Source organism: Rheinheimera sp. A13L (genome assembly GCF_000217935.1).
In the GTDB taxonomy this organism is placed as follows: domain Bacteria; phylum Pseudomonadota; class Gammaproteobacteria; order Enterobacterales; family Alteromonadaceae; genus Pararheinheimera.
Genome location: NZ_AFHI01000001.1, coordinates 149849 through 173975, shown reverse-complemented (window position 1 = coordinate 173975; position 24127 = coordinate 149849). Strand labels below are relative to the sequence as shown.

The 24127-nt window shown below is 46.4% G+C and carries 23 protein-coding genes; 12 read left to right on the top strand and 11 right to left on the bottom strand.

The annotated features are described in order from the left end of the window. The first annotated feature begins 75 nt into the window (after positions 1–75). Positions 76–765 carry an SDR family NAD(P)-dependent oxidoreductase gene (locus RHEIN_RS00725; protein WP_008897044.1) on the top strand — a complete coding sequence of 230 codons (690 nt, stop codon included), beginning with the start codon at positions 76–78 and terminating at the stop codon, positions 763–765. Positions 766–777: 12 nt separating this feature from the next. Here the strand turns inward: RHEIN_RS00725 and RHEIN_RS00720 are convergent, their stop codons facing one another. Beyond that, the gene (locus tag RHEIN_RS00720) at positions 778–1629 is read right to left on the bottom strand and encodes a DUF817 domain-containing protein (protein WP_008897043.1); all 852 of its coding nucleotides are present in this window, start codon (positions 1627–1629) and stop codon (positions 778–780) included. Positions 1630–1856: 227 nt separating this feature from the next. On the opposite strand from RHEIN_RS00720, the gene RHEIN_RS00715 reads away from it, so the two are divergent. The 9 genes from RHEIN_RS00715 to RHEIN_RS00675 all read left to right on the top strand — a co-directional run bounded on the left by RHEIN_RS00715 (position 1857) and on the right by RHEIN_RS00675 (position 10123). Further along, positions 1857–3374 (top strand): leucyl aminopeptidase, encoded by a 1518-nt coding sequence (locus tag RHEIN_RS00715; RefSeq protein WP_008897042.1) that lies wholly within the window; start codon positions 1857–1859, stop codon positions 3372–3374. A gap of 228 nt (positions 3375–3602) precedes the next feature. Continuing rightward, positions 3603–5681: a protein-disulfide reductase DsbD family protein gene (locus tag RHEIN_RS00710; RefSeq protein ID WP_008897041.1), complete on the top strand. Its 2079-nt coding sequence runs from the start codon at positions 3603–3605 to the stop codon at positions 5679–5681. Between the two features lie 16 nt (positions 5682–5697). Further along, positions 5698–6294: a thioredoxin family protein gene (locus RHEIN_RS00705; RefSeq protein ID WP_008897040.1), complete on the top strand. Its 597-nt coding sequence runs from the start codon at positions 5698–5700 to the stop codon at positions 6292–6294. Positions 6295–6513: 219 nt separating this feature from the next. Beyond that, positions 6514–7371 carry a PA4780 family RIO1-like protein kinase gene (locus RHEIN_RS00700; protein WP_008897039.1) on the top strand — a complete coding sequence of 286 codons (858 nt, stop codon included), beginning with the start codon at positions 6514–6516 and terminating at the stop codon, positions 7369–7371. Between the two features lie 33 nt (positions 7372–7404). Further along, complete coding sequence (locus RHEIN_RS00695) at positions 7405–7950, top strand: hydrolase (protein ID WP_008897038.1); 546 nt, start codon at positions 7405–7407, stop codon at positions 7948–7950. 15 nt (positions 7951–7965) lie between these two features. Further along, positions 7966–8334, top strand: coding sequence for a YbaN family protein (locus RHEIN_RS00690; RefSeq protein ID WP_008897037.1), 369 nt, complete (start codon positions 7966–7968; stop codon positions 8332–8334). An 89-nt stretch (positions 8335–8423) separates the two neighbouring features. Further along, a complete protein-coding gene (locus tag RHEIN_RS00685; RefSeq protein ID WP_008897036.1) occupies positions 8424–8975 on the top strand; it encodes a DUF7010 family protein in 552 nt (183 codons plus the stop codon). Between the two features lie 282 nt (positions 8976–9257). Continuing rightward, positions 9258–9491: a helix-turn-helix domain-containing protein gene (locus tag RHEIN_RS00680; RefSeq protein WP_008897035.1), complete on the top strand. Its 234-nt coding sequence runs from the start codon at positions 9258–9260 to the stop codon at positions 9489–9491. A 17-nt stretch (positions 9492–9508) separates the two neighbouring features. Further along, the gene (locus RHEIN_RS00675; RefSeq protein ID WP_008897034.1) at positions 9509–10123 is read left to right on the top strand and encodes a hypothetical protein; all 615 of its coding nucleotides are present in this window, start codon (positions 9509–9511) and stop codon (positions 10121–10123) included. Between the two features lie 51 nt (positions 10124–10174). Here RHEIN_RS00675 and RHEIN_RS00670 read toward each other — a convergent pair whose 3' ends face one another. The 7 genes from RHEIN_RS00670 to RHEIN_RS00640 form a co-directional block, all read right to left on the bottom strand. Continuing rightward, entirely contained in the window at positions 10175–10627 is a 453-nt protein-coding gene (locus RHEIN_RS00670; protein ID WP_008897033.1) for a carboxymuconolactone decarboxylase family protein, read from the bottom strand. 40 nt (positions 10628–10667) lie between these two features. Further along, complete coding sequence (locus RHEIN_RS00665; protein ID WP_008897032.1) at positions 10668–11486, bottom strand: helix-turn-helix domain-containing protein; 819 nt, start codon at positions 11484–11486, stop codon at positions 10668–10670. 39 nt (positions 11487–11525) lie between these two features. Then, complete coding sequence (locus tag RHEIN_RS00660) at positions 11526–11990, bottom strand: DUF4920 domain-containing protein (RefSeq protein ID WP_008897031.1); 465 nt, start codon at positions 11988–11990, stop codon at positions 11526–11528. A 64-nt stretch (positions 11991–12054) separates the two neighbouring features. After that, the gene (locus tag RHEIN_RS00655; protein ID WP_008897030.1) at positions 12055–12954 is read right to left on the bottom strand and encodes an alpha/beta hydrolase; all 900 of its coding nucleotides are present in this window, start codon (positions 12952–12954) and stop codon (positions 12055–12057) included. A 16-nt stretch (positions 12955–12970) separates the two neighbouring features. Continuing rightward, entirely contained in the window at positions 12971–14098 is a 1128-nt protein-coding gene (locus RHEIN_RS00650) for a serine hydrolase domain-containing protein (protein ID WP_008897029.1), read from the bottom strand. Positions 14099–14110: 12 nt separating this feature from the next. Then, on the bottom strand, positions 14111–15493 hold the full coding sequence (locus tag RHEIN_RS00645) for a M23/M56 family metallopeptidase (RefSeq protein ID WP_008897028.1): 1383 nt from the start codon (positions 15491–15493) through the stop codon (positions 14111–14113). Between the two features lies 1 nt (position 15494). After that, positions 15495–15893, bottom strand: coding sequence for a BlaI/MecI/CopY family transcriptional regulator (locus RHEIN_RS00640; RefSeq protein WP_008897027.1), 399 nt, complete (start codon positions 15891–15893; stop codon positions 15495–15497). 318 nt (positions 15894–16211) lie between these two features. On the opposite strand from RHEIN_RS00640, the gene RHEIN_RS00635 reads away from it, so the two are divergent. After that, a complete protein-coding gene (locus RHEIN_RS00635; RefSeq protein ID WP_008897026.1) occupies positions 16212–16709 on the top strand; it encodes a DUF1993 family protein in 498 nt (165 codons plus the stop codon). A gap of 36 nt (positions 16710–16745) precedes the next feature. Here the strand turns inward: RHEIN_RS00635 and RHEIN_RS00630 are convergent, their stop codons facing one another. Next, on the bottom strand, positions 16746–17363 hold the full coding sequence (locus RHEIN_RS00630) for a LysE family translocator (protein WP_008897025.1): 618 nt from the start codon (positions 17361–17363) through the stop codon (positions 16746–16748). A 253-nt stretch (positions 17364–17616) separates the two neighbouring features. Here RHEIN_RS00630 and RHEIN_RS00625 point away from each other — a divergent pair, with 253 nt between their 5' ends. Continuing rightward, positions 17617–20457 (top strand): choice-of-anchor Q domain-containing protein, encoded by a 2841-nt coding sequence (locus tag RHEIN_RS00625; RefSeq protein ID WP_008897024.1) that lies wholly within the window; start codon positions 17617–17619, stop codon positions 20455–20457. A gap of 116 nt (positions 20458–20573) precedes the next feature. On the opposite strand, the gene RHEIN_RS00620 is transcribed toward RHEIN_RS00625, so the two are convergent. Continuing rightward, positions 20574–20840: a YdcH family protein gene (locus RHEIN_RS00620; protein WP_008897023.1), complete on the bottom strand. Its 267-nt coding sequence runs from the start codon at positions 20838–20840 to the stop codon at positions 20574–20576. A gap of 267 nt (positions 20841–21107) precedes the next feature. Next, positions 21108–23870 carry a hypothetical protein gene (locus tag RHEIN_RS00615; protein ID WP_008897022.1) on the bottom strand — a complete coding sequence of 921 codons (2763 nt, stop codon included), beginning with the start codon at positions 23868–23870 and terminating at the stop codon, positions 21108–21110. Positions 23871–24127 lie beyond the last annotated feature (257 nt).

Here is a 24127-nt window from a genome sequence, read left to right as displayed (position 1 = left end):
GCTTGGTAGTATTTCATCTGAAAGTGTTAAAAAGCAGGATGAATAAACAAAGCGTCAGTTATCAGGGAGCGGAATATGACACAGCAACAAAAAACAGTGCTGATCACAGGAGCAAACCGGGGCATTGGTTTTGCTATTGCCAAAACTCTGATCCAACAGGGCGGCTTTCAGCTGCTGCTGGCGGCCAGACATCAAAAAGATGCGGAAGAGGCGGTGTCTTTGTTGGGATCTGGTATAGCGCTGCGGCTTGATTTAACGGACCCTTTATTGCTGGAACAAAAAGCGCTGCAAATAGAGCACCAATATGGTCCTGTTGATGTGCTGATCAATAACGCTGCCATGCTGCATTCCACTGATGTACCGCATACTCAGGCTGAAGATTTAATCCACAGCTTGTCGGTCAATACAGTAGCGCCTTTTGTTCTTTGCAAAGTTTTTGGCCAATTGATGAAACAAAGGGGGTATGGCCGTATTGTGAATCTGTCTTCCGGTTGGGGCAGTTTTTCTGAAGGTTTGGAAGGGCCTGCTTGTTATGCCATCAGTAAAGCCGCGCTGAATGCCGTTACTGTCAGTTGCGCCCGTGAGTTAATGCCGGAAGTGAAAGTGAATGCCGTTTGCCCAGGTTGGGTTCGTACCCGTATGGGTGGAGAAGCCGCCGATTTAAGTCCGGAGCAAGGGGCAGAAACACCAGTCTGGCTGGCCACTTTAGCTGACGATGGCCCGACTGGTGCATTTTTCCGCAATAAAACTCAGATTGACTGGTAATCTGTCTTGGCTCTAGTCGGGCACATGAATTCGTGCTTTCACGTACTTCAGCTGAGCCACTATGGTGAAGGTCATAATAACCAGTAGGGACCAGGAACTCCATTTGCCAACATGCACCACAGACCAGGCGCCAAGTTGGTTCGGATAACTCCACAAGCCCATAAAAGTACTTATGTTTTCTGCCAGCCAGATAAAAAATCCAACCAAAACAAAACCAAGCAACAAGGGCATTTTCCGTTCCTTATCCAGCGGACGGTAGAACACCATAGTTCTGGCATACAAACCTAAGGTAATAGCAGCCAGATACCAGCGGTAATCACCAATATAGTGGTGGCTGAAAAAATTAAGATAAATCAGAGAAGCAATCAAGGCGGCCATCCAATAAGGTGGATGATGACTCACCCTTAATTCCATCAGACGCCAGATTTGAATAATGTAACTGCCGACAGCCGCATACATAAAACCAGCAAATAGTGGCACGCCGAACACTTTGCTGAATGCCGGATCCGGGTAGCTCCAGGACTGAATAGCACCAGAAGTTTTAAAAACCTCCAGCGCAAAGCCAACGACATGAAACAAGCTGATAGCCTTAGCTTCATCCCAGGTTTCCAGCTTGGCCCAGACCATCCAGATTTGGATCAGCAAAGCCAGCAGCAACAACAGATCATAACGGCTGACGCCCGCTATGCCTTCACGTGGTACTAACAACACCGACAGAAAAAACAATCCAACAAATAAGCATGCGCGGGCCTGTTTAATACCAAAAAACAAAAACTCCCAGCAAAAACGCTGCAGTGCCGAACTGTCTGCTGGCGCTTTAACTGACATAAGCCATTGATCGAACAAATTAAGTTGCAGAGCCATTGAATAAACAATCCTTTGATGAGGGCACATATGAAAAATGAAATTCAGGGCTCACTTGTAACATTGCTTTTGTTTTAGCTCAATTCTATGACTGATAAATTTTAAGTTTCGCCAGCAAGTGAACCTGAGTTGGTCGCTTAAATTGTTCAATTTAACCGGATTTAGCTTGTTGTTTGTGTGTGCTTTGGTCACTCTCTGCTGCACTACAATAAAAAGGAAACACCTCGATGAAAACAGTGATGACCAGTCTGGCCACTTTGCTCTTGTCTTACTCTGCTGTAGCCGCAGTTCCGGCTATTGAAATGAACCAGAAAGCTGAACTGGATGCCGACACACTGGTGCTTTTAGTCAGCCCTGAGCAACTGACTCAATCTTCTTCTGCAGTGTTGCAACACAAAGCCATACAACATGCTATTAAAACGGCAGAATTTAAAGCCAAAAAAGCCGCTCAACTGGATGTTCTGGCTGAAGTGGCTGGTTACAACAGAGTGGTTCTGTTGGGTACAGGCGAACCTAAAGATCTGACGGCCGCCACAAGCAATAATTTGGGGGCAGACATTGCCGCCTGGATGAAAAAAGACAAAGCCAAGTCTTTTACGGTAGACACAGCAGCTGTGCAATCGGCTTTAAGCAATGCTGATTTTGCCGCTCAGCTGGCGCATGGTATTGAGTTACGTTCTTACAGCTTTGACCGTTATTTCACAAAAAACAAGGCAGAAAAAGCCAAAAAGCTGGAAATACTGGTAACAGATGAAAAAGCGGCACAACGCCAGTTCAGCAAGCTGCAAGCTGTTACTCAGGGCGTATTTTTAGCCCGGGATCTGGTGAACGAACCTGCGGCTGGCTTAACTCCGGAAACTTTTGCCGCCGAAGCCAAAGCACTGGAAAAGCTGGGTGTTAAAGTGCGGGTGCTGGATGTGCCAGCAATGGAAAAACTCGGTATGGGTGCATTATTGGCTGTGGGTAAAGGCAGCAACAGACCACCACGTTTAGTGGTTGCCCACTGGCAGGGTAGTGAGCAAAAGCCGCTGGCTATCGTCGGCAAAGGTATTACTTTTGATACAGGCGGTTACAACATCAAAACAGACTCAGACTCTATATTGCGTATGACCAGCGATATGGCCGGTGCAGCAGCGGCTTTAGGTACCATCAAAGCATTGGCGCTGCAAAAAGCCCCTGTGAATGTGGTGGCTGTGATGGCAATGGCTGAGAATATGGTGTCTGATAAATCCATGTTGCCTGGCGATATACTGAAATCTGCTGCGGGTTTAACTATTCAGGTCACCAATACAGATGCCGAAGGCCGTTTAGTGCTGGCTGATGCCTTGTGGTATGCCAATAAAGAATTCCAACCGCGTGCTATGGTGGATATTGCTACCTTAACAGGTGCCAAAGTGGGTGCTGTAGGTACTTATTATGCGGGGTTGTTTTCAGAGCAACAGTCGCTGGTGGATCAACTGACCTTAGCGGGTGAAAAAGTAGATGAGCCAGTCTGGCGTTTGCCTTTAGGTTCGCAGTTTGCCGATGAAATCAAAAGTGATATTGCTGATATGAAAAACACCGGCAGCAGCACTGGTGCCTCCACTGCAGCCTGGTTCTTAAAGCAATTTACCGGTGATACACCCTGGGCTCATCTGGATATAGCAGGTAATGCGTTAAGCAGAACAGATAACGAAGTGAACACCAAAGGTGCTTCGGGTTTTGGCGTGCGCTTACTGACAGAGTGGGCTTTACAACAACCGTAAATCTTATTTCCAATAAAGATTTGTTTGGAATTTTAGACGGGCGGCTTGTCCCGGCTCGCCAAAGGGCACCGCGGTATCAACAGAGGGGCGGGTGCAAGACCCGCCCCCTACACCTTGGCGTCCAGCGGCTGAGGCAGAAGCCCAGCCTGCTGCGTTTGACGGCTGATCCCTGCTCCGGGAATGCCGTACACTAAAAACATCTAGGTATGCAGGTTTAAAATTTAACAGATGACTTTGTTTTTGAGACTCTTTTTCTCTGCTGTATTACTGCTGCTGGCGACAGGCTTTGTTCAGGCTCAAACCAGTGGCTGGGTCAAGGCCAGCCATTTAAAAGCAGAGCTGGTCAGTGATCATCAGGACCTCAAGCCTGGGCAGACATTTAAACTGGCGTTGCATTTTATTCCGGATGACCATTGGCATACCTATTGGCAAAACCCCGGAGATTCCGGCTTAGCCACCAGTATTGACTGGACTTTGCCTGATGGCGTTACGGCAGGCGCTATCCAGTGGCCTGCTCCTATGGCGATAGCTGTCCCTCCGCTGGTCAATTACGGCTTTGAAGGCCCTACTATTTTAGTGTCGGAGTTAACAGTCCCGGCCAATTATAAAAATTCTCAACTCTTGATCAAAGCCAAAGTGGACTGGCTGGTGTGCAAAGAGGTTTGTATTCCGGCAGAGGCCAGTTTTGAGCTAAATTTGCCTGTCACACAAACCGCTATTGAAGCACGTGACTACAAACAACTCTTTGAGCAAGCCAGCCAGAAGCAACCAAAACCAGTGTCGCTGCAAGGCCGTTATGATGTGCAAAATCAGAAGTTCTCTGCTGTTGTGCAGATGCCGGAAGACTTAAAAGTATCGGCTTTTTTTGTCTCAGCACCCGAGCTGGTGGACCATGCCGCGCCGCAGGAAATCGAATGGGTTGACGGCGAATTGTTATTACGCCAGCAGAAAAACACTTACTTCAGCCAGGCGCCGGCCCGGTTTGAACTGGTGTTAAATACTGTGGCAGGCCCTGTATTGCTGCATTTACAGCACGAAGGTGTGCCAGTTAGCTCAGAACTCAGTCTGGCCAGCTTCAGCCTGCTGGATTGGTTGGGAATGTTGCTGCTGGCCGCTTTGGGTGGTTTGATCCTGAACCTGATGCCGTGCGTATTCCCCGTGTTGTCATTAAAAGCTTTAAGTCTGGCCAATGGCCAGAATTCGACACCGCAAATCAAAGCTGAAGCCTTATGGTACAGCGCTGGTGTCATCATTAGTTTTGTGTTGTTAGCTGCGGTATTGTTGGTGTTCAGAGCGGCTGGTCAGGCTGCTGGTTGGGGCTTCCAATTACAGAATCCGTTGATCGTAGGCCTGTTGGCTTATCTGTTGTTTATTTTAGGTTTAAGTTTATCTGGTGTGATGCAACTGGGCATGGGCTGGATGAATTCTGGCCAGCAACTGACGCAAAAGCAAGGTCATAAAGGTTCGTTTTTTACCGGTGTGTTGGCTGTAGTAGTGGCCAGCCCTTGCACAGCGCCTTTTATGGGCACGGCTTTAGGTTATGCCGCCACTCAGCCTGCGTTGGCGGCTTTGGCTATTTTTGCGGCTTTAGGTTTGGGTATGGCGTTGCCTTTCCTGCTATTGGCCTGGTGGCCTGGTTTTGCCGCTGTGCTGCCTAAACCTGGGCTTTGGATGGAAAAGCTAAAGCAATGGCTGGCCTATCCTTTGTATTTAAGTGCAGTCTGGCTGTTGTGGGTTTATGGCCGTCAGCAAGGTTTAGATGCCTTAGCTTTGGCGTTAGTAGGGTTGGTATTGGTGGGTGCAGCCTGCTGGTTGTGGGGGCAGCAGCAACTGCAACAAGCCGGTAAAGTCAGCAGTCTGATAGCACTGTTGCTTGTGGCAGGCTCCGTGGCTTTACTCTGGTATCCACAGCCTGTAGCTCAGAAGATTACCAAAACTGATCATGCTGAAGCCTGGTCAGAACAACGCTTAAAGCAACTGGTGCAAGAGGGGAAACCTGTACTGGTGAACATGACAGCCGACTGGTGTATCACTTGTTTAGTCAATGAGCGTGTGGCACTCAATACCGACAGTAGCAAAGCCGCTATGGCATTGTATAACCTGACCTATTTAAAAGGTGACTGGACCAACAAAGACCCGGCCATCAGTGCTTACTTACGCCAGTTCCAGCGCGATGGTGTGCCTTTGTATGTAGTGTATTGGCCCGGGCAGCCGCCGGAAATTTTGCCCCAAATTTTAACGCCGGATTCATTACGTCAGGCGTTAGAGCAATTGAGCAGTAAACAACCCTTAATTACCAGTCAATAGTCACAGGAGCTAAACCATGAAACTCAAGTTTGCTTTAAGTTTATCGGCATTAGTTTTTGCCGGTACTTTGTTTGCCGCACCTCAAGTCGGTCAGGCCGCACCGGCATTCAATCTGACTGACAGCAAAGGCCAGAGCCATTCGTTAGCCGACTTTGCTGGCAAAACTGTAGTGCTGGAATGGACCAATCACGATTGTCCTTTTGTGGTGAAACATTACAGCGGCAATATGCAGGGCTTACAAAAACAGTTTGGTACTGATGATGTGGTCTGGTTGACAGTGATTTCATCAGCTCCGGGTAAACAAGGCCATGTGACTCCAGCTAAAGCGGATGAGCTGACCAGCAGCCGTAATGCAACTCCGGATGCCGTTTTATTTGATGAAACAGGTGTCACAGGTAAAGCTTATGATGCCAAAACCACACCTCATATGTATGTGATTGATCAAAAAGGTGTGTTGCAATATATGGGCGGTATCGACAGCATTCCGTCGGCCAAAGTGGGCGACATAGCCAAAGCCACGCCCTATTTTTCCAACGCCTTAACAGCAGTACTGGCAGGTAATCCGGCTGATCCAGCTGTGACTAAGCCTTATGGTTGCAGCATTAAGTACTGATCCCCCTTCGTTCTTGAAGCCGCAGCTTTGTTGACCGCGTTCTCTCGCCCCAGTCGCATAGTCAGCTATGCTCCTGGGGTCTCGTTCGCTTGTCGTCGCGCTGCAACTCCAATTACTTTGGGTATGTTTAGCGCATTTTAAACAGCGGCTCTTTCTTTGCCTCAATAAAAAACCGGATTTACTCTTTTACCCCTGCCTTAAACAAGGTATAAGTGCGCAATGAAAACTCCAAAACGCATTCAACCCCTGATCGATGAAGGTCTGGTGGATGAAGTACTCAGGCCACTGATGAGTGGCAAAGAAGCCTCCGTATACGTGGTACGTTGCGGGGACGATATTCGCTGCGCCAAAGTTTATAAAGACGCCAGTCAGCGCAGCTTTAAAAAAGCAGTGCAGTATCAGGAAGGCCGCAAAGTACGCAGTTCCAGACGAGCCCGGGCTATGGAAAAAGGGTCGAGCTTTGGTCGTGAGCAAGCCGAAGAAAGCTGGCAAAACGCTGAAGTTGATGCTTTGTACAAACTGGCCGACGCTGGTGTACGTGTGCCTGTGCCTTATGGCTGCTTTGACGGCATTTTGCTGATGGAATTGATTTTAGACGCCGAAGGTGATGTAGCCCCTCGTTTAAATGATATTCAGCTGACCGCCGAACAAGCCCGCCGCGACCACAAAACTATGATGCAGGATATTCTGCGCATGTTATCGGTCGGTTTGGTGCATGGCGACTTATCCGAATTTAACGTACTGCAGGACCCACAAGGCCCTGTCATTATCGATTTGCCGCAAGCCGTAGACGCTGCTGCCAATAACAATGCACAGTGGATGTTGGAGCGGGATGTTAATAACATCACCCAGTATTACGCACAGTTTGCACCTGAACTTGCCGCTACCAAATATGCCAAAGAAATCTGGGCCTTATTTGAAGCCGGTAATTTAAATCCAAATACAGAACTGACAGGCGAATTCGCTGAAGCAGAGCAGGCGGCTGATGTTGGCGCTGTGCTGGATGAAATCAATGCCGCTTTTGCTGAAATGCAAGAGCGTAAAGAACGGCAACATGCCGCCAATGAACCGGATTAACAGAACCTGATTTTTTAGGTTCAGGAGCACTAGATGCTGGTAAAACAAAGTGAAAGTCTGGTCCTGCTGATTGATATGCAGGAAAAACTGGCTCCTGTGATCGATCAAGGCAAAGAAGTAGAACAAGCAGCGGCCTGGGTATTACAAATTGCAATGCAACTTGGCGTGCCTATTCTTGCCACCGAACAATATCCACAAGGTTTAGGTGTTACTTTACCCGCTTTGGCCGAGTTAGTTCCTGAAGACCATGTGATGGAAAAAATCCATTTTAGTGCCTTGCGTGAACCTCTGATCGCTGAACGTGTAAAGCTAAGTGGCAAAACCCAACTGGTGATCATAGGTACCGAAACCCATGTGTGTGTGCTGCAAAGTGCAATGGATGCATTAGCTGCCGGTTATCAGGTGTTTATTGTGGAAGAAGCTGTAGGTTCACGTACCGAACAAAACCGTCAACTGGCGTTATTGCGTTTACAGCAGGCTGGTGCCCAAATTATCAGTAAAGAAATGCTGGCCTTTGAATGGCTGGATAAAGCTGGTACAGATAACTTCCGTACTATCAGCAAAGGCTGGATCCGCTAGTCCGATGAAGTTGTAATGTTAAAGCTGTTAAAGATATCTTTCTGGCGTTTGCTCGCTGGTATCAGTTTGTTGTTGGGCTTAATAGGCGTGGTGCTGCCTGGTTTGCCCACAGTGCCTTTTTTACTGCTTTCTGCCTGGTCTGCTGGTAAAGGCTGGCCTCGTTTAGAAATCTGGTTATTGGCACACCCCAGCTTTGGTCCGCCACTCAAACGCTGGCGTGAGCATGGCGCTGTGCCCCGTAAAGCCAAATATATGGCGGCAGGTATGATGTCGTTGTCTGTTGTTATGTTACTGCTATCCCCAGCGCCTTTTCTGCTCAAATTGCTGTTGCCGCCTTTTCTCTGTTGTGTTGCCATTTGGTTATGGCGTCGACCAGAACTATAAGTTGTCCCTTTTAAATCAACACTTTAAAATTTGACACTTGCCATTTTGCACTCTAATTTGTTTACATAATTTTAAACAAGGAAAGCAGAATGGAACTTACTTTAAACCAGCTCCGGCAGGATTTTGAACAACGCAGTAACAAGTCGATGTCTATGCCGCTGGCAGGCACAGTGTTTTGGTCTGTAGTGCTGGTACTCAGTTTGCTGCTGCCTTTTAAAACTGTATTGCTGGTGATGTTGTTTGGTTCAGGTGCTATTTTTCCGCTGGCGCTGCTTTTTGCCAAATGGCGTGGCGAAGATCTGTTTATGAAAGCTAATGCTTTGGGTAAGCTGATGGGCGTGGGTGTGATTATGGCCAACTCACTGTGGGCTTTGCATATCCCTTTATTATTCGCTAAACCTGAACTGGTGCCTTTTAGTCTGGCTTTAGCTTTAGCAATTCACTGGCCTTTATACGGCTGGATCATTCAACACAAGCTTGGTTTGCAGCATTTATTGATGCGAGCTCTTGGCCTCTTTGCTGCTTTTTTATGGCTGCCGCTGAATTCTATTACCTCTGCCGCTTTAGTCACAGTGATATGTTATCTGATCACGCTGGTGCAAATGCAGCGCCGGGTAGTGGATGCTGGAGATACTGTGTAGTTATGGCAGCGGGCGACCATAAAGGTCGCCCCTACGGAAATGTTGATGGAAAAAACCTAGGGGCGGGCCTTGTGCCCGCCCGTCTATTTGCTGAACACAAAACCAGAAAAAGTTTATCCCCGCCCGTCTGTCCGTTTACGCAAGATCACTGTAACACTGCATCTTCACCCTCTGCTCAGGTTCAGTCCTGCACTTAGTTCATCACTTGATATGCCGAGTGTTTTACGATAAACATAAAAAAATAGTTGATCATCATAAAATTAACGGCTAGATTAAACTTCTATGAACATACAAATTAATCTCGATATAGAACTGGCGAAAAAGAAGATGTCGCTTACCGAGTTATCGCAACAGGTTGGGGTATCCATGACCAATCTGTCGTTGCTGAAAACCGGTAAGGTAAAGGCTATCCGCTTTAGTACGCTGGCCGCCATTTGTCAGGCTCTGAGCTGTCAGCCTGGCGATATTTTGCAATATGTTGCCGATGACTCTGTAAAAGACAAAAGCGGCATTTGAGTTAAACAGGAGGTTTTATGCGAAATCATGAGTATCTGTGGCCGGGCATTGCGGCTTTGTTATTGGCGTTGTGTTTTCCGGTGTACTGGTTATATGTTTTTCATCTGAGTTCAGAGAACTTTATGGAGATATATAAAGCGGACTTGCTGAAACTCAGCTGGTCAGATTTGGCTTTTGTGTTGATAGGCGCACTTGAGGTCTATGTGTACCTGAGTTTGCGTCGTAGTTTTGCAGAACGTGTACAGTCGGGGTCGGCAGCTGTGTTGTTACTTGTGATGGCCTTGCTGGTTGTGGCCTTTCACGCCACAGTAGTAGTTAATCTGGTCATAGTGTTTACCGGTGGCCTGATCCAGGACGCCCAACTTAGCATGATCGCTGAAACTACAGTTGCTGTGGCACTTGGTATCTTGTTTGCCTATGCGGTAGTTGCATTTGTGTTGGCCATTGTCTTGTTGTTAAAGCGAACAGCTGCTTCTGGCCTGTTAAAATGTTTTGCCGTGGTGCTGCTGATTTGTTGTGTGTTGCAGTTCAGCGTGTTCTTGAGCCCAGGCACTATTTTTCTGTTTCCTGTGGCTCTGTTGTTGCTTGCATTCTATTTTTTGAAAGAGCCGCAAGAACTGGAGCTGGTGTAAAGCTAAAAACATGGGGCGGGCCTTGTGCCCGCCCGTCTATCCGATAACAATTTAAAACTCAGGCTGAAAATGAAATGCTACTGCGATGCGGTTCCAGCTGTTGATGGTGACGATCAGCGCTGTCAGGTTCAGAATTTCCTGCTCTGAGTAGTGGGCTGCAACAGTAGCGTAGTCCTGATCAGGCACACCTCTGGCTGCCACTAAAGTTAAAGCTTCAGTCCATATTAAGGCGGCCTGCTCACGGGCTGTAAAGGCAGACTTCGCTTCCTGCCATGACGGCAATACATCCAGCCGATATTGTTTTTCGCCATCTTTTCTCGCTTCACTGGCATGCATATGTTGGCAAAAAGCACAGCCGTTTAACTGAGATGCACGAATTTTCATTAAGTGGATCAGGCTTTTATCCAAACCAGAATCTTCGGCTGCTTTGGCCAGCCCCACCAGATGCTGCACTATAGCGGGCTGGTTTTTATAAAGCTGGGTTCTGCTGATACGTTCTGACATAAACACCTCCGTTAGTTGAGGTACTCAGTGTAAGGCCATGCTATTCGGCAGAATTGGACAATTGCGACATCTTACGTTTTTTATACTGACCCGGGGTTTGCCCTGTGATGCGGACAAAATGCTGATGCATATGGGCCTGATCATAAAAACCAGCTTGTTGCGCCACACTGGCTAAGTCAATAAGCGGGTTGTTGCTGATAAAAAATCTCGCCAGTTTTACTTTAAACAGCAGTTGTAATTGCGCAGGTGATAACCCTGTTTCCAGCTTAAATAAGCGTTCAAATTGTCGGCGGCTTTTTGGCAGCTGGCTGTACAAGTGCTGCAAATCGGCGGCTGGTTGTTTTAATAGCGTCAGACTTTTTTGCACCAAAGTTGTATTTGACACCCTCTGTTCGGCCAAATGTAATAACCAACATTCAATAGCCGTAAGCCGGGCTGGCAGATTGGGGCTGTTCGCCAGTTGATCCAATAACCAGTCCAGACCCACCAGATTGCACAGGCGAATATCCAATGCTGCTTTCGTCAGTTCTGCAGGACTAATACCCAATAACTGAAAAGCTCCTGTGGCAAGGAAACGCACACTCAGCAGATGCTGGCCTGGCACAAATGAACTTTGGTTTAATTGCTGGCTGTAATGGATATATGCAGAGGGTAGCTGGTTTGGCAGGAATTCAAAGGTCAGATTACTGCCGCCATCCGGATATTGTGGATAAGGTTGTGTGGTATCTATTTGCTCTGGAACCTGTATGGTCCAGTATTGTTGCACCCAGGGGGTTAGCTGCTCAGATGGCAGATGCTGGCTAAAACCCAAAGCAGTCAAGCTGCTGTTGGGCTGAAAATAAAACTCTTGAGTGCTCATCTTAGTTCCGGGCGACCATAAAGGTCGTCCCTACCATTATTAATCCGCAATCTCAACAGCCACGGGCACTAACTGATACAAAGTGATGGCTTCAGTGACGGTTTGCGGATCAAAAGCTTCGCCTTGTTCTTCGGCTTTATGCGCCAGATATTCGCGGGTGGATTCTAAATCCATTTCGATAGGGTTCAACTTGCCACTGGCATAAGCAGTTTTGCCTTTAGCGCTGACCGGAAACACCATATCGCCGTCTTTTACTTTAATGCGAAAAGTGGGCTGATTTTTCCCTGCAGACAATTGCATCCAGCAGCCTTTTTTCTGGCAGACCGCTTCTACAGTGCCTTTCACTGTCACCTGTTGCTGCAGGTAACTTTGTGGTTTCGCCAGAATATCAGCGACCTCAACCAGCTTGGTTTTATCGACAGCAGCACCAAAAGTGGTGGCTGAAGCGGTAAAGGCAGCGAAAGTCAGTGCTGTAGTCAGTAGTATTTGTCTAACTAATTTCATAGTGCTCTCTTGTGCTCGTTATTCAAGGTTCAAAGCATTATGCGCTGCAAACAGAAGGCTGTCATCAGCTCGGCTTATAAGGGCCATAACCCGGTAATAACTTTACTAAAGCGCGACTTATCATCGAGGGGAACACTGATAAATGATCTTCGTCGGCAATAATCTGGCTGTGGATCTGTAAACCTGGGTAGTTACGGCTTTTCAGCCTTTTTTCAAATAAGCGCATATCGGCCACAATATCGTTATTTTTTAAGTAGCGTGGCCCTGGTTTTTTTTGCTCAAACTCAGCGGCATAGAGCTGAACTTTGGCGGCCAGATCTTTGTTTTGTGCTGCGTATTGCTGTTCCTGCTTCAGCATAAATTTATCGTCGAACCAGAAGGATGGACTGCTTAAAATATAAAGATCAAAAGTATCTGGTTGAGTCAGCAGTATATGGGCACCTAATAAAGCACCGTAGGAATGACCAACAAACAGCTTACGTTGTGGGTCTGCCCTATAGTTTTTTAACACAAAAGGGATCACCTGTTGCTGCAGATACCGGGCGTATAAAGCGGCGCCACCATAAGCTTTGGCTCCGAAGTTTTCACCCGGTTTCTTTGCTCTGGCGAGCACATTGGTTGGAGTGTAATCCAGGCTGCGGCTATCTGTTGGGCTGGCCCCTTTGGCATAAGACAAACCTACAATGATAAAGTCTTCAATATTCTGCCCACCAGCACCTAAGCGGTTGCGAATGCTACGAATAAGCGGAAACGCATAATTGGCATCAGAGACAAAAAGCACTGGTAACTTTTTATCTGTTTTACCATAGGAAGGCGGTAGTTCAATCCAGACTTCATAATGGCGGCCATTGCTTAAAGCTGGCAATTGATGCACCTGGGTATCAGGTAATTCCCAGGCAGGAAATTGTTCTTCTGCCGATAAGTTCAGGCTTAAAAAGACACACAGAACTATAAATAACCTCATGCCGAATCCTTATGTATTAAGTGCTTAACACCTGTTGCCAAAACCATTTGGCTAAGTGGCCGGTAATATCGGCTTCGGCATTGGTCAGCAGCACTATACCTATATCCTGTTCTGGTGAATAAGCGATGTAAGGCCGGAAACCATCTACAACACCGCCGTGATAAAACAGTTTGTTTTCATCGTATTGGATAACACGCCAGCCACGGCCATACCAACTGGATACCTGTTTGAACTGCTGCCAGACCGGCCAGCGAGGTTTGCTGCGTAACTTCACCATAGGTTCCTGCAACTGAGCTAAAACTTCAGGCGCAAATACACCAGGTTTATGTCCTAACATCGCAATCAGATACTTGGCCATATCATTGACGCTGGCATTGACACCGGCAGCCGGATTAACCCAATAAAAGTTCGGGTCGATTTTGACAGGACGCCAGCCTTTGCCACCTCTTTTATGTGGCATGGCTTTGTTTTTAGTGGCTAAAAAGGGGGCATAACCCACCGAAGCTGTGTTCATTTGCAGGGGTTTAAAAATACGTTCGGGCAATAATTCTTCGTAACTTTGACCTGTACCTCGGTTGAGCACCTGATCCAATAAAGAAAACACTATGTTCTGGTAGCTGTAACAAGTGCCGGGTTTACAACCCGGAGCAAGCTCCCGAAATTTAGGTAAAATTTGCGCCGGGGTTTGTTTGTCTTCCAGCATATTTTCATAAGCATGAGGCATTAATCCCGTGCTTTGGCTTAGCACCTGATCCACTTTAATTTGCCGGGTTGCAGCTGCTGTTTTTAATTTAAACTCAGGCACATAGTTAATCAGTGGCAAATCTAAATCTACTTTGCCTTGCTGCGCAGCCAATACGCTGATGCCACCGGTAAAGGTTTTCGACACAGAGGCCAGCCGGAATACGGTGTCGGCATCAATTTTTTCCGGTTTGCCCATAGCCCGTACACCATAACTGCCGGTGGCAATAATTTGGTTGCCACGTACTACAGCATAAGCGCCACCCGGTACTTTGGCTTTGTTTAACTGCACGCGGAATTGTAAATCCAGCCCTTGCAGCAGTTCGGTTTGTTGAAACTGTGCTGAGGTTGAAAAAGTGCAGAGCAAGAGGCTACATAAGGTAGTTTTTATAAATAATTTCATCAGGTTGCCTTTCTACAACTTTAAGTAAGGAGTTGGGTCTTGCTGTTTACCGTCGACCAATAATTCAAAATGTAAATGTGGCCCTGTCACCCTGCCTGTGGCCCCAACTTTACCTATAGGCTGACCTGGTTCTACCGTCTGCCCTGCTTTGATATAAAAATCATCCAGATGGGCGTACAAGGTTTGATAACCATGACCATGGTCAATCAACACAGTTTTGCCATATCTGTCATGCAGGCTTTTGTCGTCGGCAATCAGCACTTTACCTTTTTGCGCTGCCTTGACTGTTGCACCACGTTTAGCACCAAAATCCAGTCCCTGATGTGGGCGATTTTTGCGAAACGGGTGTTTTACACCATAAAAAGAGGTGATAGGTACTTTGCCTACCGGCAGTAACCATTCTTCAGGCGGCGAGCTGAAGCTAAGCTGAGCGCAACCTACATTCAGCAGCAAAGCTGTGCTGCATAAAACCGCTGTAGCGCGCCATCTTTGCCAGTATGACAACTGTGGTGCTGGCTGAAATAACTGCTGCAAACGTTGCTGATAAAAACCTGAGTTGGCATTGGCCTGAATAAAACCCGGCATTAGCGTAGGTACTTGTTGCGCCTGACTTTGCTTTAAACTGCTTAGCAAGGTTTGGCCATAAATCAGAGCTTGTTGTGGTTGCTTTGCCAGCACAGCTTTGTCTACCGCCAATTCCATGCTGCGGATAAAGGCCTGTTCAATCAGCCGCAGTATTGGGTTAAACCAGCATAAATTCACCAGAACACGCAGTAGTAAAAGCTGTTGTGGGTCGCGTCTTTGCAAATGAACCAGTTCGTGTTCTATCAATAACAGACGCTGCTGTTGTGACATAGAGCTGATGTAAGCGGGCAGCACCAATACCATCTGGCTCCAGCCGGCAATAAAAGGCGAAACAGCGGCCTGGGTTTGGCGAATCTCAAAGCTGTGAGGTAATAGTTTCAGCTGTGCCTGGCTTAGTAATGACGCTGTATCTACCTGTTCTGCCTGAGCGATCAGTTGTTGTACCTGCTGCCATTGTTTCACTAAGCGCCATAGCAGTAACAGGCTGACAATACATACTAAACCCAAGCTGATATGCCAATAAAACGCAGTATTCGCAGTAGGTTCCACTAAGCCGGGGTGTTGCGGTTGAGCAGCTAAAGCCTGCACTGAAATCACAGTGTCTTGCAGCAGTACAGACGGAATACTCCAGTGTTGATAAAGTTGTGGCATAGGCAGCAGAGGTAAAAAACTTAAAACCAGTAAGCACCAATACAAAGTGGGCCAGTGCTGCAAAGCGCTGAATTTTTTCAGTAAAGGCTGAGTCGAAAACCAAAGCAATCCGGACCACAGGCTACAGAGCAGCAATGAGAGCAACAGTTGTTCTGCCATCTTAAGCCCCGCCTTTTTTGTTTGGCGCATTTTGCTGCTGGGCTAAATCGGCTAGCAGTTTTTCTAAGTCAGCTATTTCATCCGCATTCACCAGCTTGCTGTTGGCAAACATAGCCACGGGCAAAGGACCATTGAGTTCAAATACCCTGCGGCCAAAATCCAGCGCAAAAGCCGCCAGCGTGGGCATTTTATCCAGTAGCGCTTTGTAGCTGTTTTTATTGCCCAAAGTTTCACAAGCGACAAAACCTTTTTCGCCCATTCGCTCCAGAGTTTTGCGGGTAGAGGAATAACCCCAGCCCAACACAGACTCCAGCTCGTCATGCAACTCACGGGCAGTAAGAGGTTGCTTTAACCAAAGCAATTTCAAAATTTCCAGTTCAGGAGCAGTAGGTTGGTGCATAAAAATAAGTGCGTTAATCAACAATGCCCCTAGAGTGCGACAGATGTCACATTGGGGTCAAGTAAAATCTGCGACATTTGTCGCGGTGGTGATGATTTATTGGAGATGCTGGAAATTAACTGGAAAATCACCGGGTGACCCTAAAGGTCTCCCCCTACAATTAATCTTTAAATTCTGTTCCTGCCCAAGTTCAGATATGTCGATGCCATCAACATCAGTTGGCTGTATTAAACCCATTTTGGCGTTATGCTGATGGTGCTGAGCGGGTTATATCTGGAACTAACCCAAAGATTCTTAGCATTGAGAAAGGATACCTCTATGTTACCTAACGAGCTTTTTATTCATCCATTGCGCCAGTTCGCCTTGTTGTTGCAGAAAATTCAGCAGCATGATGTCGATTTGCTGGATGCAGCTTTAACGGCAGAGCAGTTTCCGTTGTGGCAGCAGGCGCAGACTGCTATTGGTTTTTCATTGCGTGCTTGTTGTGCTTTATGTGAAAAAGAAGTGCCAACTTTTACTAAACCTATGCCAGTTTGGCTGGATCTACAGCAACAAATTCAGCTGAGTCTGGACTATTTAACTTTGCTGACAGCACAAGACTTTGATGGTTGGCAGCAAAAACCTGTTGCAACTACAGCGGGTTTTGCCGAGCTGGAGCTGGCGGGTGAGCAGTTTGTGTATTTGTATGCCTTACCGAATTTTTACTTTCATTACGGCATGGTGTACGCCATAGCACGCGCTCAGCAGGTGCCTTTAAGCAAGGCTGATTTTGATGGCTGGCACCAGTATCCGGCAGGTTTTTCTTTTTTGAGGTAAGAGCTGAATATTGGTTCAAATGCTGCGTTTTCACGATCAGTGGCCGCTTTCTGTCCATAACAAACTCACACCAATGAACAGCAATAACAAAGCGCTGATCCGGTTCAGCCAGCGGGCAGCTTTAGGCTGCTGCAGGTAAGGTCGCAGTTTATGCGCCAGCAATAAATAGCTGCCATGTGAAATCAAAGAACAGAAAATAAAAGTAACGGTCAGCATGCTAAACTGCAGCCATGCCGCCTGATCCGGCTGAATAAATTGTGGAAATAATGCGGAGAAAAACAAAATGGCTTTTGGGTTGGTAATGGCTACGACAAACCCCTGACGGAATATTTGCCGGCGTTTTTGTGGTACTCCAGCCAGCACAGCTTTGTTTTGCCTGCTCTGCTGCCATTGCTGCAACGCCAGATACACCAGATAAGCAGCTCCGGCTATTTTCAGCGTAAAAAACGCCGGTGGTGAGGTGGCAAGCCCCAGACCTAAACCGACAAAAGCCAGCAAGGACAATAAGCTTAACCCCAGCACATTGCCCAAAGAACCAAACACCGTAGCGCGTGCTCCCATACCCAAAGCGTTACTGACGGCAAATAACACGGCAGGGCCGGGCGAAAAGGTTGTGATTAGCGCAATACTAAAAAATAACCACCACTGCTGCATCGCTTTGATCCACTGCTTCGAGTGAGCGCTATGGTAAAGCTTTCAGGGCAAAACAGAAGCCAGTCTGGCTGATAAGACTGTTTCCTTAAGTGTTTCAATACAGAAGGTTTTTACTAAAGCAATGATGATCCCTGATTAGGCTAAGGTGAAAATAAAGTTCAGGCACAGATTCCGTGTTCAGAAATGAAATGATAGATTGCAGGCGAAGATTAGGTAATTGTTTAGATCTCGTACAGGGATGTGGGGTAGTTTTATGAAATTGTTTTATACATTGTTGGTTGCTTTGCTGCTATCGGGTTGTGGCGGCGGAGGTGGTGATTCAGTTGAAGGCGGCAATAGTGGTGGTTCTGGCGGCGGAGGTTCAGGAGGTGGTAGCACTACTGATCCATTAGCTCAATATATCAACATATCTACTTTGTATCATGGGAACAAAAATAAAGCTGAAGTTAATCTGACTACTTTGGCTAGTTTCAATGACTATCTTTTTTTTGTAGCTCCCGAGCTTTTGCCTGATTATGATGATTCCGACAATTCTGGTTTCTTGAATGAGTCATGCCCAGAAGGTGGTTCAGTCAATATTGAAAAGACATCAAAAGAAAACGAACTGAAGCTCACTTTTAACTCATGCAAAAGTGAAGGAAGTGTGGTCACCGGTTCAGTTACTGCGAGGATCCTGACTACAAATAGTGTCGGGGATATAACAGACGCTCAATTTATTTTTCAGGATGTTCAACTTGTCGCAGATTTTGGATCTTACACCTTAAAGGGCGTGATGCGGCAAGCATCAACAGGAGAAGTCTGCCCTGATACTACGACCACTTACAACTTGTTGTTAAATGGTCCTGCATCACATCAAGTGTTGTTTAACAACTTTAAATTCCGACGGGTGGGCAATGCACAAGTGTATTGCAGTGCAAATGGTATTTATTTGGCTGGCGAAGTGATGGATTCGCGTTATGGCGCTATGTCGTATTTATCCTCGGAAGTTTTTGTACTCAACACTATGATCAGTGGCCCTGAGAAAGGGCGCTTACAGCTGACAGGAGCTAATAATGCCAGTGCCGTTTGGTCAGTTAACAGTTACCAGAATAAGGGCTCTACAGATACATTTTATCGGTATGATATTGATTTAAACGGCGATCAGGAGTTTGAAGTTAGTTATCAGTACTTAAATGAGCATTTTTCTGCTGAGTTACTTACATCTTTTGAGGACAGAGATGGGGATGGAATGCAAGATGCCTGGGAGTTGGTCGTAGGTTTATCACCTTCAGATCCTTCAGACGCGTTACTCGACAGTGATGGTGACGGGTTTACAAATATTGACGAATTCAGGTATTTAGGTCATCCGAATGATCCTCTTTTGATGCCAGCTATTGCCGACTTGCAATTGGGGGGCTCAGACCGTCAGTTCAGTTTTGGTGAAGATTTTCATGTTCCTATAGCACTCGGCAATAAATCATTTAATGTTGATGCTACAGATATAGTCCTGACATTGGATTTGACGGGGAATGCAGAATTCCGGCAAACAGGGGGGTGTTTATTAACAAAGCAGAATAAGCAGTTGGTATGCCGTTATCAGAAGCTCCCAGCGAGAAGTATCGACAGATTTTCATACGGTTTACTTGTCCCTGAAAGTGAGCTTGGGTTTTTGTCTGTTCAGATCAATATAAATGTCAGTAGTTTCGCTCATGACCCTAATCCCAGTGATAACCAACTGTCATTCTTGGTATCCAGAGCGGAAGCTCTGCCGGATTACGCTATACATGCAGATGTGACGCCAGATGAGCCAGTCACCCATTTCTTAGGGGTAATAGCTGAAGTTGCTAAATATAAGTTCACTTTAATGAACCTGGGTGACTCTGTGACAGGATCTTCTGTTGTAATGACTGTACCGCCACAAGTCAGTATTGAAAAGATGACTTGTTATAACATTGACTCACAATCTTGGGTGAACTGCGATCTCCGCACTATGTGGGATTTGCAGGCGGATTCGTTGAGTTTCCAAATGACGTTGAAAGGAGAGTTACCTGGGAATGACGAGCTAATTTTATCTGTCTCTCATCCTGCTATGGGCACACTCAAATCTTTTAAAATGCCTATAGTTGTGGGGCAACCTGCTTCAACTATTCAGCAAACGATTGACGCATCAGAAGATGGTGCTATTGTCGAAGTGCCAGCAGGTATTTTTATTGGCTCTTTAGATTTAACCGCCAAAAAAACAGTGTTGAAGTCAGTCTCTGGTGCTGATAGTACTTATTTGTTTGCCTCTGGTTTTAAATTCGGTAAACCGTCTGATTCAATCAAGCTTGCTCACGGTAGCTCACTAGCCAATTTTACTGTCAGTCACAGCATCATTGTTGAAGACGAAGGCAGTATTGTCGAGAATAACGTATTTGGTAAAGCGGAGTGGCATCGTTGGGGCTCTGGTATTTACAGTGGACACTCTTTGATAGTCCGTAACAATATTACAAAAGGCAATTTTGTATTTCCAGATTTCAGGTCATCCACGGGCAGTGTTAAAGCCTGTAGTTCAATTCAAATATTAAACAAAGAGCGAAATCCTATAGATGTGGTTGTAGAGAATAATCTATTTATCGGCCCCCTGAAGCGTGAGCCTGGTTCAAGCGAGATTTGTGGTGGGGCCATGTTTTCATCCGCAGGCTCTATTAAATTGGCTTTTAATCACAATACAATCACGGGTGTGGGGACTGGCATTTCGGTTGAAGAGTACACTTTTGACAGTGTTGCAGAAGTAAAGATGAACAATAATATCTTCTCCGCATCACTTTCTGCGTTAAGGCTGAACTGGTCTTCAAATGACCCTTCCGAGATATCTGCTGAGCTTAACAATAACCTTTACTGGGATAACTACAGCGATTATCAAGGTATTGCTGGTATTTTACTGGAGTCTGGGAAAATATCCGCAGATCCACGTTTAAATCCAAACGGTTGGCTTGAAGTGAGCTCTCCCGCCATAGACGCCGCTTTTGATCTTGGGTTAAGCACTGACGTGAATGGAGCAAGTCGCCCGATAGATGGCAATGGCGACGGAATTGCTGCGCCTGATATTGGTGCTGTGGAGTTCCAGCCTTAATTGTTAATTTGCGTTTGTTCAGAACAAAAGGGGTGAACTGATGTTCACCCCTTTTTTATCAAAACCTTATTCTAAGTGCAGCTGAACTATGAAAACTGCTTTTATGGCAGGTTTTGTTATGACGTAAATTCGGTCTTCGCTGATGCTTCAGCTGCTTTGATCATCCTATATAAATCATCTTTTAAGTGCAGGCGCTGTACTTTTTGCTGCTCCAGATAATCGTCGCTGCATACCTCTGAACCTTGCTCAATACGATGTATTTCGTGGTCAATTTCATGGTAACGGCTAAACAACAGGGCAAAGTGGTTATTGTGTTGTTTTAACTGATGAATTTGCTCTTTGTATTCCGGAAATTCAGAATGTAAATCGTGTTTATCTGGCATAGTTTTTCCCCGTTGGTTTATGGTGCGCTGGGCTGGTAAAACATACTCCAGTTCAGCAGTACAGCTTTATGATGCGGTGTTGCAGTTTCGCTGTCTGTGCTATATCGCTTCATGCTACGCCTTTGTGCTGACAGTTTTTTGATCCAGCACAAGTATAGTGAATATAACAAATAATTTACATTGCGGAAGTGTTTTGAGTTATCTACTGGTACTTTTATTTCAGTGGGCAGGGACCGGGCACTGCAGCAATGCAGTACCCGGTCGGAGTTATTTCAGCAGGCTATGTTGTAGTGTCTTTGTTGTTCCCTGTTTTATTTCTAAAACAGTAACCTGCAGAGGGTCAAGCCGACAGCTGTGGCAAAGTAACCTGGCCAGAGCTGCCATACGCCAGCTGATGCGGTTTTTGTTGAATGCATCTTTGGTTACAACCCAGCGTGACAATGCTGTGCTCATCTCCTTGCTGATCTGCTGAAGCTGCTCATAACTTAAGCCTGCTGGCGTCTGAAAACTTTGCCGTATTATTTTCAGTTGTTGCAGATATTTTTCCCAACCATCAGCGCAACGGGCCACTTCCCAGATCAATTCTTCCTCATCTTTTAATCGCTTTACCAGGAATTTAGGGTGAGTATTGGTGTCTGCCAGTTTGCGTAATTTGGCAGTGTTTTGTGTCCAGTCGGAATATGTTTCATAACACTTGTCATCTTTCCACCATGACACAAGCTGTTCAGCCACTTCAAACTGAATAGCGCAGGCGGTTTCAAATAGTCGCTTCGGGTTTTGCTCGACCAGGCTAAAAAGTTGAGCAGTGGCTATCTGCAAGGTCAGGTTTAATTCCACTTTATTGCTGTTGTTTTGGTGTCGGGCTGAGCCCAAGTCTAACAAAGCCAAAGCTCTGGAGTTTAAACCCTGGCTGGCTAAACCTGCAGCCACCAAACTATTGAAAAACTCTGTTGCCTCTTTTACTTTAAGGTTGTCTTCTGCATAGCTATAACTGAAGGTCAGACTACCTTGAGGTCGGGGCGCAGATTGGGCATCTATCAGCTCTTCTATACTGGTTAAACTGGCCTCTCGTTGCTCGCCCAGAAACTTAAAGCGGGCACTGATATCAGCAGTGCTTTTGGCTGCTACTACATGCCCATGCATATCGACCGCAAATACAGCACCGTAACTGACTACTTTTTTCCAGCTTAATTCAAAGCCAAATAAATCAAAGGTTAAGCCTGTGGTCGTGGTCTGGCTGAATTGTTGTTTAAACAGGTATTCAACCTGACTGATACTGCCTTCGGCTAGCGCTTCTTTCAGTAATTCTGGTAAGGATTTAAGCTGCCCTGTCAGGCAGGACTTAAATAAAGCCCGGCTTATGGCGGAGCTTTGACTGACAACAAAACTACATAAGGTCTGGCTCTGGTTATTTTGTTGTACTGAGGCCATAAAACTTAACCCCAGCTGGCGTTCGGACGCTTCGGTGATAGCCTGTGCTAAAGCCTGGCGTTTTTGGCCATACGAAGTTAACCAGTTTTGGCTGCGCTTTAAAACGGCTTGCAAAGGTGTGGGTAAAGTCACCAGATCCTGCAATTTCAGGCCTGCTGCATCCAGTTTTTTTAATAATTGCGGTTGTTCAATAACCTGCTTTGCCCATTGTTCGAGCTGTTGTTGCAGGTTTTGCCGAACCTCAGTGGTCAGTTTATTTAGTTCAGGGGTCAGCAAGGTGCTGAGTTTTTGTTGCAGTTCAGGCTGGGCCGTCAAGGATGCCACCAGCTTGTTGATCAGTTGAGGTGAATCAGCCTGCCATGGGTCAAAATGTTTGCTCAGCAGATCTGTAATTTGTAACTGCAGGTAATTTTGCAGCTCTGCATTCACATCTTCTGGTTCAGTTAAATTAAACAGCAAAGCGCCCAGTTGAACCAGCAGTGGGTTCTCTACTTCACTCAGCCTGGTTTTTACTTTGTCCTGCAACAGCGCATAAGGGTTTGCCAATTGTTTTAGCTGCTCTAACAATGGCTCCGGATCTGTGGTTTCGGTCAGTAATTTTTCAGCCAGCTGTTCAGCACCTGTCACTTTAAGGCTTCCACCTAAAGTTAAACCCGCTTGTTTTTCGTGTGCTTTGGTTCTGGTTAATTTTACTTCTAATTCTGTAGCATTGAGTTTGGTCAGAATTAGTTCAAAGGCCCCGGACAATAACAAACTACTGCTCAGTGTGGCTGCTACTTTAAGCTGAACACCAGGAGCATTTGCATCAGCACCTGCTTTAGTAAAATTGCGGATCAGTTGCTGGCCTAAGCTGAGTTCAGCTGTTGCTTCTACGCTGCCCGTCAGCGCCAGGCTAATCCTCTGCGGTGCATAAGGCTCGTTCAGCTGCTGCAGCGCCGAGTTCAGATCTGCCCATGTGGGCAAAGCGCTGATAGCCTTAGGCAGAACCTGAATTAAATCCTCCAGCTCAGGTGCGGCAAAAAACAGATCATAGCTGGCCTTTTGCTCACTTTTCGCGCTGAGGCCCCAACTGCCATTGGCAAGCGGTACTGTGCCTGTACCAAAATTTGTGTTCAGCATTCCATCCAGCCCCAGTCTGACCAAGGCCTGACTAAGGCGGATCTCTAACTGGTGATCAGTGGCCGCGTCGGCTTTGTTGTACACATCAAGTTCGGCCTGCACTGTGGCCTGGCCACTAAAGCTTAAAGGTACTGCAGCAGCGTCTGTTTCAAGTGCTATATCTTTTGCCAGCAGTTCAGTGTGGTATTCCCATTCTGGCGTGAAATCTTTCAGAGGTTTAGAGAAATCCAGCAGCAAGTTCAGTAGTTTGTTTTCGTCTTGTGCGGTTAATTGCTGGCTGAGTAGCTGGTAACTGTTGTCGTATTCGGTCAGGTAAGCAGGCCAGTTGTCTGTGGCTGCGTAACTGATCAAATGCCTTAATGCGGTTAAAGTGGAGTGATCAGGATACTGCTGTTTTTCAGCTTTGATCACATCGTCCAGTGTCAGGGCAAAAAACAGCCATTCTTTGGCTTGATCCATAGTGGACAGGGTTTGCGGCATGATTATTCTCCTTTTATCACGTGATAAAACCCCAAGATTTGTATACAGCAGGCTCTATTGGGTATGAGTGAGATTTAAATTATGGGTGTTGAGCAACATTCTGAGTACTGGCTTCACAGGATAGATTTAACCTGAACAGCAGAGGGCAGTAAGAAAGCTGAATTTAGTGTGTGGCTTTTTTGAGGGTTGTCAAGTTAGGGACAATAAAGTCGGGTAACTTTTGCTTAATTTAAAAACCCTGCTTTACTGATTGTTGT